General features: G+C 69.0%; 14 protein-coding genes and 1 tRNA gene. 9 read left to right on the top strand and 6 right to left on the bottom strand.

Annotated elements, in window-relative coordinates; translation table 11 throughout:
- Nucleotides 1-83: 83 nt before the first annotated feature.
- The 6 genes from AC3ZJJ_RS12360 to AC3ZJJ_RS12335 are packed head-to-tail and all read left to right on the top strand — an operon-like array spanning nt 84 to nt 7025.
- Nucleotides 84-1592 (top strand): sugar ABC transporter ATP-binding protein, encoded by a 1509-nt coding sequence (locus AC3ZJJ_RS12360; protein WP_489892113.1) that lies wholly within the window; start codon nt 84-86, stop codon nt 1590-1592.
- A complete protein-coding gene (locus AC3ZJJ_RS12355; protein ID WP_489892112.1) occupies nt 1589-2635 on the top strand; it encodes an ABC transporter permease in 1047 nt (348 codons plus the stop codon). The genes AC3ZJJ_RS12360 and AC3ZJJ_RS12355 overlap by 4 nt, the downstream gene beginning before the upstream one ends.
- Nucleotides 2632-3729 (top strand): ABC transporter permease, encoded by a 1098-nt coding sequence (locus AC3ZJJ_RS12350; protein ID WP_489892111.1) that lies wholly within the window; start codon nt 2632-2634, stop codon nt 3727-3729. The genes AC3ZJJ_RS12355 and AC3ZJJ_RS12350 overlap by 4 nt, the downstream gene beginning before the upstream one ends.
- A complete protein-coding gene (locus AC3ZJJ_RS12345) occupies nt 3729-4958 on the top strand; it encodes a substrate-binding domain-containing protein (RefSeq protein ID WP_489895829.1) in 1230 nt (409 codons plus the stop codon). Before AC3ZJJ_RS12350 ends, AC3ZJJ_RS12345 begins: the two co-directional genes overlap by 1 nt.
- Nucleotides 4959-4989: 31 nt before the next feature.
- A complete protein-coding gene (locus AC3ZJJ_RS12340; protein WP_489892110.1) occupies nt 4990-5877 on the top strand; it encodes a sugar phosphate isomerase/epimerase family protein in 888 nt (295 codons plus the stop codon).
- The gene (locus AC3ZJJ_RS12335) at nt 5874-7025 is read left to right on the top strand and encodes a Gfo/Idh/MocA family protein (RefSeq protein WP_489892109.1); all 1152 of its coding nucleotides are present in this window, start codon (nt 5874-5876) and stop codon (nt 7023-7025) included. Before AC3ZJJ_RS12340 ends, AC3ZJJ_RS12335 begins: the two co-directional genes overlap by 4 nt.
- A gap of 62 nt (nt 7026-7087) precedes the next feature.
- Here AC3ZJJ_RS12335 and AC3ZJJ_RS12330 read toward each other — a convergent pair.
- Nucleotides 7088-7164, bottom strand: a tRNA-Arg gene (locus AC3ZJJ_RS12330).
- Nucleotides 7165-7461: 297 nt separating this feature from the next.
- Here AC3ZJJ_RS12330 and AC3ZJJ_RS12325 point away from each other — a divergent pair.
- The 3 genes from AC3ZJJ_RS12325 to AC3ZJJ_RS12315 all read left to right on the top strand — a co-directional run bounded on the left by AC3ZJJ_RS12325 (nt 7462) and on the right by AC3ZJJ_RS12315 (nt 10778).
- Nucleotides 7462-9300, top strand: coding sequence for a phosphoenolpyruvate carboxykinase (GTP) (locus AC3ZJJ_RS12325; RefSeq protein ID WP_489892108.1), 1839 nt, complete (start codon nt 7462-7464; stop codon nt 9298-9300).
- Nucleotides 9301-9414: 114 nt separating this feature from the next.
- Nucleotides 9415-9942, top strand: a complete 528-nt coding sequence (locus AC3ZJJ_RS12320) for a PadR family transcriptional regulator (protein WP_489892107.1) — start codon at nt 9415-9417, stop codon at nt 9940-9942.
- Nucleotides 9939-10778 carry an alpha/beta fold hydrolase gene (locus AC3ZJJ_RS12315; RefSeq protein WP_489892106.1) on the top strand — a complete coding sequence of 280 codons (840 nt, stop codon included), beginning with the start codon at nt 9939-9941 and terminating at the stop codon, nt 10776-10778. The genes AC3ZJJ_RS12320 and AC3ZJJ_RS12315 overlap by 4 nt, the downstream gene beginning before the upstream one ends.
- A gap of 52 nt (nt 10779-10830) precedes the next feature.
- Here AC3ZJJ_RS12315 and AC3ZJJ_RS12310 read toward each other — a convergent pair whose 3' ends face one another.
- The 5 genes from AC3ZJJ_RS12310 to AC3ZJJ_RS12290 all read right to left on the bottom strand — a co-directional run bounded on the left by AC3ZJJ_RS12310 (nt 10831) and on the right by AC3ZJJ_RS12290 (nt 15164).
- Entirely contained in the window at nt 10831-12006 is a 1176-nt protein-coding gene (locus AC3ZJJ_RS12310; RefSeq protein WP_489892105.1) for a globin domain-containing protein, read from the bottom strand.
- A gap of 91 nt (nt 12007-12097) precedes the next feature.
- Complete coding sequence (locus AC3ZJJ_RS12305) at nt 12098-12538, bottom strand: RrF2 family transcriptional regulator (RefSeq protein ID WP_489892104.1); 441 nt, start codon at nt 12536-12538, stop codon at nt 12098-12100.
- Between the two features lie 25 nt (nt 12539-12563).
- On the bottom strand, nt 12564-13124 hold the full coding sequence (locus AC3ZJJ_RS12300; RefSeq protein ID WP_489892103.1) for a dihydrofolate reductase family protein: 561 nt from the start codon (nt 13122-13124) through the stop codon (nt 12564-12566).
- 127 nt (nt 13125-13251) lie between these two features.
- Nucleotides 13252-13752 (bottom strand): hypothetical protein, encoded by a 501-nt coding sequence (locus AC3ZJJ_RS12295; RefSeq protein ID WP_489892102.1) that lies wholly within the window; start codon nt 13750-13752, stop codon nt 13252-13254.
- Nucleotides 13749-15164 (bottom strand): phosphomannomutase/phosphoglucomutase, encoded by a 1416-nt coding sequence (locus AC3ZJJ_RS12290; RefSeq protein ID WP_489892101.1) that lies wholly within the window; start codon nt 15162-15164, stop codon nt 13749-13751. Before AC3ZJJ_RS12290 ends, AC3ZJJ_RS12295 begins: the two co-directional genes overlap by 4 nt.
- Nucleotides 15165-15208 lie beyond the last annotated feature (44 nt).

The raw sequence follows: 15208 nt of genomic DNA, 5'->3' as shown, positions 1-15208 counted from the left end.
CACGCAATGGTCATTCGTAGCCCCCGCCATTAACTTTTGATTGTCTCTCGACAAAAGAATGTGTCCCATGTCACGCTGTAGCCATGACGGATCCTGACACCGCCCCGGTGCTTCGCGTGGCCGGCCTCTCGAAGGCCTTTTTCGGCGTCACCGTGCTTCAGGACGCGGCGCTCGAACTGCGGGCCGGCGAGGTCCATGGCCTGGTGGGGGAGAACGGGGCGGGCAAGTCCACGCTGATGAAACTCTTGGCAGGCGTGTACCAGCGCGATTCCGGCCGGGTGGAGATCGACGGGCAACCGGTCGAGTTCACGCACCCCACGCAGGCGCACCTCGCCGGTCTGTCCACCGTGTTCCAAGAGTTCAACCTGCTCCCGGAGCGGACGGTCGCGGAGAACGTCTACCTTGGCCGCGAGCCGCGCAGGGGCCCGCTCGTGGACCGGAAGGCGATGAATGCGCGGACTGCCGAACTGCTGGACCAGTTGGGAATCGCCAACATCAGGCCCACGGCGACGGTCAGTTCCCTGTCCGTGGCGCAGCAGCAGATCGTGGAGATCGCCAAGGCCATCAGCTACGACGCACGGGTCATCTCCATGGACGAGCCGACGGCGGCCCTTGCCGGCCCGGAGGTGGACTTGCTGTACGGCATCATCCGCCGCCTGAAGGCCCGGGGCACGGCCATCCTCTACGTCTCGCACCGCCTGAAGGAAATCTTCGACCTCTGCGACACGATCACCGTCCTGAAGGACGGGCGCATCGTCGACACGCGCCCGGCAGGGGAGCTCGACGACGCGGCGCTCGTGCGCATGATGGTCGGGCGCCCCATCTCGGCGTTCTTCCCGGAGGCGCTGCCCGGAACCGCCCCGGGGGAGCCGCTTTTGGAGGTGCGGGGCGCGGGCAACGAACAGCTCGATTCCGTGTCGCTGACCCTGCGGGCCGGCGAGATCGTGGGGGTCGCCGGGCTGCAGGGGTCGGGACGCACGGAACTGGTTGAGGCCATCTTCGGCGCGCAGCCCTTTGACCGCGGCCAGATGAGTCTGGAGGGGCGACCCTACGCGCCGTCGTCGCCCCGCGACGCCATCCGGAACCGGATCGCACTGATCACCGAGGACCGCAAGGCGCAGGGACTCAGCCTGAACCAGTCGATCCTCGACAACGCGCTGGGAGTAATCCGCGCGGTCTTCCCGCGGCGGACCGCGGCGGCGCGGGCAGCCACCCCCCAGGCGTTCTCCTCGCTCGAGGTGGTCGCGCGCGACTTGGACCAGGAGGTCCAGTACCTCTCAGGCGGCAACCAGCAGAAGGTTGTCCTGGCCAAGTGGCTGGCGATCGACCCGCGCGTTGTGCTCCTGGACGAGCCGACCCGGGGCATCGACGTCGGGGCGAAGGTCGCCGTCTACAACCTGATGCGCAAGCTCGCCGCCGAGGGAAGGGCCATCCTGATGGTGTCCAGCGAACTGCCCGAAGTCCTCGGGATGTCCGACCGCGTCCTGGTGATGCGGGACGGCCGGGTCGCGGGCGAGGCGCCCGCCGGCGCCACCGAGGAACAGGTGCTGCAGCTTGCCACCGGCGCACGCAATAAGGAGGTTCGGCCGTGAAGGCAATTGCTGGCCTGACGGGCAGAATGACGTCGACGCACATCGTCTTCGCCGTGGCGCTGGCGACCATGGTCGCCGGAACGATCCTCGTCGCCGCGGCCGGCCGCAGCTTCTTCAGCACCGGAAACATCTCCGCCATCCTGACCGGCACCAGCGTGCTGGGATTCGTGGCCATCGGGCAGACGCTGGTGATACTTGTCGGGAGCCTCGACCTCTCCGTGCCGTATGTCGTGAGCCTGTCCAGCCTCGTCGCCGCCGGAATCATGGCCAACCAGCCCGGCAACATCGCCGCCGGCGTCCTGGCGGCGCTGGCCGTTTCCGCGGCCATCGGACTCGTCAACGGTCTGGTGGTAGCAGGGCTGAAGGTGCACGGCTTCATTGCCACCCTCGGCGTGGGGCTCATCATCAGCGGGTACCTGGCGACCAACTACAAGGGCAGCTCCGGACAGGCCCCGCTGGCCTTCCGGCTCGTGGGCGCCACCGGGATAGGCCCGGTTCCGATCTCAACGCTCATCATGCTCGCCTGCGCCGCGGTCGCGGTGCTGATGCTGAACCGCACGCGTCTCGGCCACCACATCTACGCCGTGGGCGGCGACATCAACGTCGCCCGGATGTCCGGCATCCGCACCGCGGTGCCCATTGTTGCGGCCCACGTGATCTGTTCCCTGACGGCCGGGCTCGCCGGCCTCCTGCTGGCCGCCCGCCTGGGCGTGGGCAGTCCCACCATCGGCGCGCAGGGCGGATACGACCTGCTCTCCATCGCCGCCGTCGTCCTGGGCGGGACGCTGCTCGCGGGCGGCAAGGGGTCGCTCGTCGGGACGCTGGGCGGAGTGCTGATCTTCGCCATGCTGGACAACATCATGGGCGTTATGCAAATCAATCCGTTCCTCAAGGACGTGGTCCGCGGTGTCGTCATCGTCGTCGCCGTGGCCGTCTACGCGAGGCGCCGGGTGGTGGCCCGCACTGCGCGATTCGAGTCCGGCGGTGGGGTCGCCGAATCGACACCCCGGAGTGCCACGACCGGGAAGGAGGCCTCCGCATGAGCACCACGACGGCGCAACGCACCGACCTGCTCCGGCAGAACCGCTCGTCCCGGGGAGCCCGGTTCCTCCGTGCGCTGCGCACCCCGGGCGGCGCGGTCTTCGTCCTGCTCCTGGTCCTGTTGGTGGCGGTGGTCGCGGTGAACCCCTCGTTCGGCGAACCCGGATCCCTGATCCGCTTCATCGGACGCACGGCACCGATCGCGATCGCGGCCATCGGCCAGTACTTCGTCATCGTGTCCGGGGAGTTCGACCTTTCCATGGGTTCGGTCGTGACGGCGCAGGTCATCATGGCCGGCAACCTGATAGGACAGGACGATTCGCGCGTCCTGCCGGTCCTGGCCCTGATGGTTGCCTTCGGCGCGGCCGTTGGCCTGGTCAACGGACTGCTGACAACCTTGCTGAAGGTTCCCAGCTTCATCGTGACACTGGGCATGATGCTTGCCCTGCTGGGGCTTGTGCTGTTCTGGACCGGCGGCGCCGCGACCGGCAACCCGGCCGACTCCTTCCGGCAGATCGGACGGGGCGGCATCCAGGACGTGCCGCTGCTGGAGGTCATCCCCTACCCGGTCATCATTCTTCTGGCCACCGCCGTCGCCGCGGCCTGGCTGATGCGCCGGCCCTACGGCCGCACCCTGGTCGCCGTGGGGGACAACGAGCGCGCCGCGGCCCTGACCGGGGCGCGGGTCTGGTGGGTCCGCACGCGGGCCTTTATGATCTCGTCGCTGTCCGCCACCGTCGCGGGGATCATCCTAGTCGGCTATGCCGGAGTGCACCCGTCGGTGGGCCGCGGCTACGAGTTCACCGCGATCACGGCGGTCGTCCTGGGCGGGGTCGTGCTTGGGGGCGGGCGCGGCTGGGTGCTCTCCGCGGCGGCCGGAGCCTTCGCCCTGGAGATGCTGTTCACGCTCCTGAACTTCCTGGGCATCCAGTCCACCTGGCGGGACTCCGTCCAGGGTCTCATCATCATCCTGGCCGTCGCGGCCGGGGCACAGACGTGGCAGCGTCGCCGGCGCGGGGCCACCAAATCAAGCCAAGAGGATCAACACACCATCGCAGCACCGCCCCGCGAGGGCACCAACGAGGAAGGAACATGATGCGACGAAGCATCCCCACCCAGGCCACCGTGCTGACGGCCGTTGCGCTGCTGGCGCTCACGGCCTGCAGCACCGACTCATCCATCGAGGAGTCCCCGACGACGGCGACGGGCAGCGAGAGCCCCGCGGCGTCCTCCTCGGCGCCAAGCACCGAGTGGTTCGACCAGGCGGTCTACGACACCCAGTCGGAACAGCGCTCTGCCGCCTTCGAGGGCGATCCGGCCCAGCCGTGGCTGCAGTACATCGACGGGGCCATGACGGACACCGCAGACCTGAAGGCCGACGGCGCCCAGAAGGTTTGCTTCGCCAACGCCTCCATCTCCAACCCCTGGCGGCAGACCGGCTGGATCACCATGAACGAGCAGCTCAAGGTGCTCCAGGACTCCGGCGTCATCTCCGAGATGGAGACCCGCGACGCGCAGGACGACGACAACACGCAGATCGCCGACATCGACTACTTCATCGCCGAGGGCAACTGCGACGCGTTTGTGATCTCGCCGAACTCGACCGCCGCCATGACGCCCGCCGTCGAGCGGGCCTGCGAGACGGGCAAGCCCGTGGTGGTCTTCGACCGGGGAGTCGAGACCGACTGCGCGACCACCTTCATCCACCCCATCGGCGGTTTCGCGTGGGGCATCGACACGGCGGAGTTCCTCTCGGAGAACCTCGAGCAGGGGAACAAGGTGGTGGCCCTGCGCATCCTTCCGGGCGTGGACGTCCTGGAGCAGCGCTGGGCGGCGGCCGAGAAGATCTTCGGCGAGAAGGGCATCGAGTCGGTGGACCACTTCACGGGTGCGGACCCGACGGAGATCAAGAAGATCATCTCCGACGAACTCGCCAAGGGCGACGTCCACGGCGTCTGGATGGACGCGGGCGACGGCGCGGTGGCGGCCATCGAGGCGTTCGAGGACGCGGGCAAGGACCTTCCGGTCATGACCGGCGAGGACGAGATGAGCTTCCTGCGCAAGTGGGAGGAAACCGGGCTCACCGGCCTGGCGCCGGTCTACTCGAACTTCCAGTGGAGGACGCCCCTGCTCGCGCTCGAGAAGATCTTCGCCGGCGAGGAGGTTCCCGCCGAGTGGGTGCTTCCGCAGGCGCCGATCACCGAAGCCGAGCGCGCGGACTACATCGCGCAGAACGAGGGAATGCCGGACGGGCACTACGCCAAGTTCGGCGGCAACGACCTCCCGGGCTTCCCGCAGGTCTGGCAAGAGCGGACCATCCCGTAGTGGCGCGACGGCGGCGGGGGAGGCGGGCGCCGTGCGGCGGCTGATCGGTGTCAACACCTGGGTGTGGCAGTCACCGCTCACCGACGCGGACCTGCCCTCCCTGCTGCCCCGCATCGCGTCTATGGGATTCGGCGCCGTGGAGCTTCCGCTGGAGCGGCCCGGCGACCTGACCGCGCCGGCGGTGCTCTCCGCGCTCGGCGGCCTGAAACCCTACATCGTCGGTGCCATGGCGCCGGGGCGGGAGTTGGTCCTGGCCGGTGACCAAACGGTCGCCGACACCCAGGACTACCTGGCGGCGTGCATCGACCTGGCGCGCGACGTCGGGGCTCCGGCGGTGTGCGGTCCCTTCTACTCCCATAGCGGGCGTCTCTGGCGGATGGACGACGACGAGCGGACCGCGGCCTACCGCGAACTCCGCCGCAACTTGGCGCCGCTGGCCGCGCGCGCGGAGGAGTCCGGTGTGGTGCTCGGGATCGAACCGCTCAACCGCTACGAAACGTCGCTGCTCAACACCGTCGACCAGGCGCTCGAGGCCCTCGATGGGCTGCTGGGCCACGGCCTGGGCCTGGCGCTGGACACGTACCACCTGAACATCGAGGAGCGGTCCTCTGCCGGCGCCATTCGTGCCGCCGGAAAGCACCTGGTCCACCTCCAGGTCTGCGGCAGCGACCGCGGCGCCCCCGGCGGGGACCACACGGACTGGCCAGCGCTCCTCGCGGCTCTCGACGAGGTCGGCTACACCGGCCCGCTCAACATCGAGAGCTTCACCCCGGACAACGCCAGCATCGCGGTCGCCGCGTCCATCTGGCGGCCACTCGCTCTCTCGCAGGACCGGCTCGCCGCCGACGGGTTGGCCTTTCTCTCCGGCGCTCAGACCCACGACTCCGCACAGACCAACCTCCAAGGAGAGTCCCCATGACAGAAAACAGCAGCATCCGGGCAGCGGGGGCGCTGGGCGTCGCCGTCCTCGGACATTCGTTTATGGGCAAGGCCCACTCGAACGCGTGGCGCAACGTGAACGCCTTCTATCCGACGCCGGCCGTGGCTCTGCGGTTGCTGGTCGGCCGCGACGCGGCCCGCGTGGACGCGGACGCCCGGCGGTTCGGCTGGGAGGAGAGTTCCGGGGACTGGCGGTCCGTGTTGGAGCGGGACGACGTCCAGATCGTCGACATTTGCACCCCGGGCCACCTGCACGCCGAGCAGGCCATCGCCGCGCTCGAGGCCGGCAAGCACGTCATCGTCGAGAAGCCCCTGGCCAACTCGGTCGCCGAGGCGGAATTGATGGCGGCGACCGCCAGCGCGGCCCGAAGCCGGGGTGTGGCATCGATGGTGGCCTTCAACTACCGGCGGTTGCCGGCCCTCGCCCTGGCCCGCAAGATGATTGCGGCGGGCCGCCTGGGGGACGTGCGGCACGTGCGGGTGGCCTACCTCCAGGACTGGCTGGTCGACGAGGCCGCCCCGATGACGTGGCGCCTGCGACGGGAGACAGCGGGTTCGGGCGCCATCGGCGACCTCGCCTCGCATGCGATCGACCAGATCTGCTTCCTGCTCGGCACCACCGTGGCGTCCGTCTCCGGCACGGTCAACACGTTCGTGGAGTCCCGGCAGGGGCCCGACGGGCCCGAGCCAGTGACGGTGGACGACGCCGCGTGGGCCACCCTGCGCCTGGCCTCCGGCGCGCTGGCGAGCCTCGAAGTCTCCCGCTTCGCCACGGGGCGCAAGAATTCGCTCATGATCGAGGTCTTCGGGTCCAGGGGAGGCCTGCGCTTCGACCTGGAGCACCTTAACGACCTGGCCTTCTTCGACGCCACGCTTCCGCTCGCCGAGCGCGGCTACGCCAACATCATGGTCACCGAACCCGACCACCCCTATACGGGGGCTTGGTGGCCCTCCGGGCACACCCTCGGCTGGGACCACACCTTCACCAACCAGGCGGCCGACTTCCTGCGGGCCATCGAATCGGGCCGGGCGCCGTCGCCGTCGTTCGACGAGGCGTTGCAGGTCCAGAAGGCCCTGGCCGCGCTCGAGGCGAGCGCGGCGGCCTTCAGCGCCGTCGTCGAGCCCTAGGCGGGCGTCCCGCCCGAGGGCAAAAAAGTAGGACCCCCGCCGGAGCGGGGGTCCTACTTGTGTGGTGCGCCCAAAGGGATTCGAACCCCTGACCTTCTGTTCCGTAGACAGACGCTCTATCCAGCTGAGCTATGGGCGCTCGGTCCGCGACTCTCGTCGTTGACCTCGAACAACTATACAGACTCCTCGGGGAGGTGCAAACTTGGGCAAGGCGGGAGGGGTCCCAGGGCGTCCCATGCATGTAGCGCCGAGTAGTGTTACTAGACCGGTCTATGTGACCTTCGTCACATCAAAGGGTGCTTAAACCGCGGAAAACCGCGGATTTGCTGGGCCACCGGCCTGATGGGCGGCATACAAAGCGAGTTCGGTCACAGGGGGCACCCTTCCCGGAGACCTAGCATCAATAACACCAATCAGCCCAATGGAGGGAACGGATATGAGCGAGAGCTCCGACCAGCAGGTCCTTGAAACCGGGGCCGCACCCACAACCCACGCCGCGCTTGCCGCCTGGGTTGCGGAAGTTGCCGAACTGACCCAGCCGCAGAGCGTCTATTGGGTCGATGGCAGCGCTGAGGAGAACGCGCGACTGACCTCCGAGCTGGTCGATGCGGGAACCTTCGTGCGCTTGAACGACGACCTCTTCCCCAACTCCTTCGCGGCGTTCTCGGACCCGAAGGACGTGGCCAGGGTCGAGGAGCAGACGTTCATCTGCTCCGAGAACAAGCGCGATGCCGGCTTCACCAACAACTGGATGGACCCGGCCGAGATGAAGGCCAAGCTGACTTCCATCTTCACCGGCTCGATGCGCGGGCGCACCATGTACGTGATCCCGTTCGTGATGGGCCCGCTGGACGCCGAGGAGCCCAAGTACGGCGTCGAAATCACCGACTCTGCCTACGTGGTCGCCTCCATGCGGGTTATGGCCCGCATCGGCACCGATGTACTGCGCAAGATGGAGGACGAGGACGCGTTCTTCGTCCCCGCTCTGCACTCCGTGGGCGCGCCGCTTGAGCCCGGCCAGGCGGACGTGGCGTGGCCCTGCAACGAGGAGAAGTGGATTGTCCACTTCCCCGAGGAGCGCTCCATCTGGTCCTACGGCTCCGGCTACGGCGGCAACGCACTGCTGGGCAAGAAGTGCTACGCCCTGCGCATCGCCTCCGTGATGGCCCGCGACGAGGGCTGGCTGGCCGAGCACATGCTGATCCTCAAGCTGACCAGCCCCGAGGGCAAGGCCTACAACGTGGCCGCCGCCTTCCCGTCCGCGTGCGGCAAGACCAACCTGGCGCTGCTGGACCCGACCATCGAGGGATGGAAGGCCGAGACACTGGGCGACGACATCAACTGGATGCGCATCGGCAAGGACGGCGAACTGCGCGGCGTCAACCCGGAGTACGGCCTCTTCGGCGTCGCGCCGGGCACCGGTTGGGGGACCAACCCCAACGCCATGCGCGCCATCACCAAGGGCAACTCCATCTTCACCAACGTCGCGCTGACGGACGACGGCGGCGTGTGGTGGGAGGGGATGACCGAGGAGACGCCGGCGCACCTGACCGACTGGCAGGGCAACGAGTGGACTCCCGAGTCCGGCAAGCCCGCCGCGCACCCGAACTCCCGCTTTTGCACGCCGATCGCGCAGATCGACATGCTGGCGCAGGAGTACTACAGCCCCAACGGTGTGGAGATCCACGCCATCCTCTTTGGCGGGCGGCGCAAGACGACCATCCCGCTGGTGACCGAGGCGCGGTCCTGGACCAACGGCATCTTTATGGGCTCCACGCTCTCCTCGGAGACCACCGCGGCAGCCGCCGGCGCCGTGGGCGTGGTGCGCCGCGACCCGATGGCCATGCTGCCGTTCATCGGCTACGACGCCGGCGACTACCTCAACCACTGGGACTCCATCGCGGCCAAGACCAACCCGGAGCGCCGCCCGCGGATCTTCCTGGTGAACTGGTTCCGCCGCACCCCCGAGGGTGGCTTCGCGTGGCCGGGCTTCGGCGACAACTCGCGCGTCCTCAAGTGGGCCATCGAGCGCATCGAGGGCAAGGCGGACGCCAAGGAAACCCCGATCGGCTACGTGCCCACCGGAGAATCCCTGGACCTGACCGGCCTCGACGGCTTCACCGCCGCCGACGTCGATGTCGCGGTGAACGTCGACCCGGAGGAGTGGAAGGCCGAACTGGCCTCCATCGAGGAGTGGTACGCCAACTTCGGCGCCTCGCTGCCGCAGTCCCTGCAGGACGAGCTGGCCGGCCTGAAGGCCCGCCTCTCCGCCTAGCGGACCCGGACAAGGAAGGGCGCACCCTGCGACGGGTGCGCCCTTCCCCGCGTTAAGGGGCGTGCGGGAGGGGCCTAGGTGACAAATCATCTATGGGACTGGCACGATGGACACATGATTCTCGCGCGGCTCATTCTGGGGCTCCTGAGCTTGGCTCCAATGACCGGCTACGACCTCAAAAAGCACTTCGACTCGAGCATCAACCACTTCTGGAACGCCGACAAGGCGCAGATCTACCGCACGCTCGCCCACCTGGTCCGGGATGGGCTCGCGACGGTGAAGACGATCCGTCAGGAGAACTACCCCGACCGCCAGGAGCACCACATCACGGCGGCCGGCAGGAGGGCGCTGCTGGAGTGGTTGGCGGCGCCGCTCGACGCGCAACCCGGGCGCGAGGCGTTCCTCGGCCGGGTCTTCTTCGCGGGGGAACTCGAAAGGGGGGCGGTCCTGGAACTGCTCTCCGCGCGCCGGTCCGAGTCGCTGGCCCTGCTGGAGGAGTACCGGATGCAACGCCGGGAGATCGGGCCGGCCGCCGAGACCGAGCGCCGCGCGTTCCTCATGGCCGCGACCCTGGACAACGGCATCCGCCACGTGGAGGCGGAACTCGAGTGGCTGGACTCCGTGGAAGGACGGCTCCCATGAACGAGCACCCGCAGGCCGTCGCTCCGCCCGAGCGGCCGGATCCGGGATCCTACCCGGAGATCCACGATCCCATCCGGCCGCGCGCCGACGCGCGCGCCCCGCGGACGCTGCTCTTCCTGCACGGCGGCAACGTGGCGAACTGGATGTGGGATCCGCAGGTCAAGGGATTTCCCGACTACAGGAGCTTCACCCCGCACCTTCCCGGGTTCGGGGCGCGTTCCCACGAGGACTGGCGCGGCCTGGACAGTGCCGCGGACGACGTCGCAGCCTTTGTCGCCGAAGAGATCGAGGAGGGCGGCGTTCACGTCGTCGGGCTCTCGCTCGGTGGTGTCGTCGCGTTGCGCCTGCTGGCGCGCCACCCGGAGCTGGTGACCAGCGCCCTGGTGTCCGGCGTGCCGGTCCAGGGCATCGACGGCGCCACGCGCCAGCTTGCCCGGCTGCAGATCCGGCTCTGGGGCAGGGAGTGGTTCTGGCGGTTCCAGGCCGGCGCCTTCGGAATCCCGCCGCACGACCGGCAGCTGTTCACCGACCATGGGGTGAGCATCCGGCCCGAAAACGCACGGAAGATCATGGACGAGGTCTACGCGGGAGGCCTGCCGGAGGGGTTGGATTCCTACGCGGGGCCCCTGTTGGCGGTGGCAGGGGCCAAGGAGCCCCCGGTGATCCGCCGGTCCTTCCCGCAGCTGGCCTCCGCGCTGCCGCAGACCGTCTTCCGCGTGGCCCCCGGCATGCACCACCAGTGGAGCATCGAGGATCCTTTGCTGTTCAACGCCATGGTGCGCGCCTGGGTGGAGCGCGGCGAGCCGCACCACCGGCTCGTCGAGCCGCAGTCCTAGCACGACGGCGGGGCGCCCCCCAAGGCGGCGCCCCGCCGTCGTCCGCCAATTTCTAGGCGGCGAGCCAAAGGTCGGGTCCGAAGACCTCGTAGTGGATGCGCGTGGCCGGGATCCCGGCGGCTATCGCCTGCGAGCGGACGGCGCGCATAAACGGCAGCGGGCCGCACAGGTAGAGGAGCGCGTCCTCGGGAAGGTCCACGGCGCCCAGGTCCATCAGGCCGTCGGCGGCGACCGTCCCGGCGTCCGCGACCTCGAGCCACAGCCTCAACTCGGCGTTCGGCAGCGCGTCGACCGCCGCAAGCATCTGCTCCCGCAGCGCCCAGTTCTCGGCCCTCTGCTCCGCATGCAGCACCAGCACCCGGCGTTCGGAGGCGCTGTTGGCCAGCGACTGCAGGGCCGAGGCGCTGGGGGTGCAGCCGATGCCGGCCGTCGCCAACACGATGGGGGAGTCGGACGCCGCGTCGATCGTGATGTCGCCGTAGGGGTTGGAGAGTTCGACGACGTCGCCGACCCGCAGGTTGTTGTGCAGGAACGGGGAGACCTCGCCTCCCTCGTCCAGCTTCGCGGTGAAGACGCGGCGGGATGTTGAGCCGACGGCGTCGGAGAGCGAGTACTGCCGGCACTGGCGCAGGCCGTCGGCGACGGGCACCCTGATCGAGACGTACTGCCCGGGCGCGGCCACCGTGACCGGCGTGCCGTCGGCGGGAGCGAAATGGAAGGTGGCGGAAGCGACGCCGGCGGGCTCCTTGGACACCAGCGTCCACGGCGTCCACATCGACCCGTTGGCCTGCCGGGCGTAGAGACCCTTTTCGATCTTGACGAGCGCGTCGGCCATCAGCCAGTAGACCTCCGACCAGGCCTCCGCAACGGCCGGGGTCACCGCGTCGCCCAGGTCCTCGGCAATGGCTGCGAAGAGGTGCTGGTGGACGATCGGGTACTGCTCCTCGACGATCCCCAGCGAGGCGTGCTTGTGGGCGATCCGCGCCAGGACCGCCTCCGGAAGTGTGTCCGGGTTGCTGACGAGGTGGCTTGCGAAGGCGGCGATCGCGCCGGCCAGCGCCTGCTGCTGGGCGCCATTCTTCTGGTTCGCGCGGCTGAAGGTCCCGTCCAGCAGCTCGGGGTGCGCCGCGAAAAGCCGCGCGTAGAACTTCTTGGTGATGCCGCCGATGCGTTCGCCGATAATCGGCAGTGTGGCTTCGATAACGGGGCGCGACGTGTCCGAAAGCATGGGTGCTCCTAGGTGGCGATGAATACTTGCTTAGGCGATGCAAGATTTATGCTTTAGTTCTACACCCCGTAGAAATATGAGGCAAATCGGGCTAGGGCACGAGGGTGGGCAGCGGCAGCGCCGCCAGAGAGCCGTTGGTCGTCAGCGAGGCGACGGTGATCCCGTCCAGTTCCGCGTAGAACGCCTCGCGTGCCCGATTCAGGGCGCCGCGCAGCCGGCAGCCCGCAAGGAGGGGGCAGTGCTCGCCGGTCTCCGAGGTGCATCCGACGATGTCGAGCTGGTCGTCCAGGGACCGCAGGAGGGCGCCGACGCTGAGGGCCAGTCCGTCCGCCGTGATGCGGGCCCCGCCGTTTCGGCCGCGTGCCACGTCGAGGGCGCCCCGCCGCCGCAGCTCGAGGACCGCCTTGCTGACGTGGTGGTACGGCACGCGGACGGCTTCGGCGATCTCCCGGCTGGTCAACTGCCGTTCGGGACGCGACGCCATGAGCATCAGGGTGCGCAGGCAAACGTCACCAAAGGCATTGAGTTTCACCGTTCCATTGTTGCAGTGACCGGGGCTAACCGCGGACGCGGTAGCGGAGGAACACCACGCCGTTGCCGAAGCGCCGCTGATCCAGCAGCTCGAGTTCGGACCTGAAGTGCTTGGGCAGGGCCCGGTTGCCCGCGCCGATGAGGACGGGGGAGAGGAACAACCGAATCTCGTCGACCAGCCCGGCCGCGATCGCCTGCGACGCGAGGTTGGCGCCGCCGATGGACAGCTCCGCGACCGATGTGCGCTTGAGCTCGCGGACAGCGTCGGGCTCGAAGGCCCGCTCGATGCGGGTGCGGGCGGTGGGCGCCTCGAGGAGGGTCCGCGAGTAGACGATCTTGTCCGTCAGCTGCCAGTGCCGCGCAAAATCCAGCTCGACATCTGGCAGTCCCGGCTCGTCCGCCAGGTTCTCCCAGGCGCTCAGCACGTGGTAGACGCGGCGGCCGAAGAGGTAGGTCCCCACAGGACGGTCGAGGTCGTTCACGAAGGCGTGGACCTCCGCGTCCGGGACACTCCAGTCGAAGTTCCCCTGCTCGTCGGAGTCGAATCCGTCGAGCGACGTGATGGCGGTGTAGGTCAGCAGGGCCATGCGCGTGCTCCCGTCGGTGACCGGCGCGCGGTGGCGCAGGCAGCGTCGGAACGTGGCGGGCCGGTGCCACCATTGTGGTGCGCGCCGCCCGGGTGCGCCAGAGTTGGCGCGCCCGGGCCCTACGGAACTACGCCCAGACCAGCTGCTCGCCAGGCTCCGCGGCGGGCTCGCCGAACGTCCAGGGTTCGCCCTCGCCGGCCGGCGGGCTGTACGGCTGGACGACTGCGACCGCGCCGCCGAGGCTGTGTTCGGCGTTGGCGTGGATGGCGTCTCGCCGCTCCTCGACAAGCGTGACGTCGGAGACGAGGGCCACGGCCGCGAAGGTCTCGCGCTGCTGCGCCAGGAGCTCCACGAGGTCGGACATCATCGCCTCGGCGTCGATGTCCGCCTCCGGATCGTCCTCGTCCTCGGGCGGCTGGACGGCAAGGAGGCGGAGTTCGCCCTCGGCGTCGCCGGAGGCCGCCTCGAGGCCGATGCCGAAGGGGAGGAAAACGCCGTTCGTCTCCAGCTGCTCGCGGGCGACGCCGAGCGCCGTGCCGAGGATGCGGTTCAGGTCGGCCTGCGCCTCGTCGCCGAATTCGACGACGTTCTTGTCCGCCGGGCCGTTGCCGGTGTTGTTCTCGCTCATGCGTTGCTCCTGACGATGTTCAGTACCTGGTCGCGGATTCGTTCCATGGTGGCCGGGTCCTTGGCCTCGCCGTTGTAGCGCAGGAAGGGCTCGGTGTTCGACGGGCGGAGGTTGAACCAGAAGGACCCGTCGGTCGCGGAGACGGTGGTGCCGTCCATGGTCTGGACCGAGACGTCCTGGCCCAGGCACGCGTCCAGGACGTGGGCGACGGCGGCGTCCTTGTCGTGGACCTCCGAGTTGATCTCCCCCGAGGAGAAGTACGGCTCGTACTCCGCGGCGAGCTCGCCCAGGCCCCCGGGCTGCTCGCCGAGCGCGGCCAGGACGTGCATGGCGGCCAGCATGCCGGTGTCCGCGTTGAAGAAGTCGCGGAAGTAGTAGTGCGCCGAGTGCTCCCCGCCGAACACGGCGGACTCCTTGGCCATCACGGCCTTGATGAAGGAGTGCCCCACGCGGGTCTCCACAGGGCGGCCGCCGTCGGCCAGGACCAGTTCGGGCACGGCGCGGGAGGTGATGAGGTTGTGGATGACCACGGGCGTCTGCTCGCCGGCGGCCCGGGCGCGGGCGATCTCGCGGCGCGCGACCAGCGCGGTGATGGCCGAGGGGGAGACCGGCTCGCCCTTCTCGTCGATCACGAAGCAGCGGTCCGCGTCGCCGTCGAACGCCAGGCCGATGTCCGCGCCGTGCGCCAGGACCGCGGCCTGCAGGTCCCGCAGGTTCTCCGGCTCCAGCGGGTTCGCCGGGTGGTTCGGGAACGTGCCGTCCAGCTCGAAGTACAGCGGGACGATCTCCAGCGGCAGCGCCGGCAGCAGGGTGTCCCCGAGCACCGCGGGGGTGGTCAGGCCCGCCATGCCGTTGCCGGCGTCGACGAGCACCTTCAGCGGGCGGATCCCGGTCAGGTCCACGAGGGAGCGCAGGTACGCGGCGTAGTCGGCGAGGACGTCGGTGGAGTCGATGGCACCGGCCGGGGCGTCGCCGGAGACCGGCAGGCCCTCGTCGAGGTAGGTCTGGGCCAGGTCGCGGATTTCGTAGAGGCCGGTGTCCGAGGACACCGGGACGGCGCCGGCCTTGGCCATTTTCATGCCGTTGTAGGCCGCGGGGTTGTGCGAGGCGGTGAACACGACGCCGGCCGCGTCCAGGGTGCCGCACGCGAAGTACAGCTCGTCGGTGGAGATCAGGCCGAGCATGCGCACGTTCGCGCCGCGGTAGCGGGCGCCGCGGGCGAAGGCGTCGGCGAACTCCGGGGACGAGGGGCGCATGTCCCCGCCGACCAGGACGGTGTCGCCGCGTAGGCCGAGCACGTCCACGAACGCGGCGCCGACCGCCTCGACGCTCTCCGCCGTGATGCTGTCGCCGACGATGCCGCGCACGTCGTAGGCCTTAAAGGATTGGGAAAGATCGATCTCACTGGTCACGGGTTCGAGCTTAGCCGGTGCGGGCCGGGAGGGCCGTTTTCCAC

Source organism: Arthrobacter sp. AOP29-A2-19 (assembly GCF_058138025.1).
Note: the sequence above shows the minus strand (reverse complement) of the source record. Positions and strands in the feature narration are given on the sequence as shown.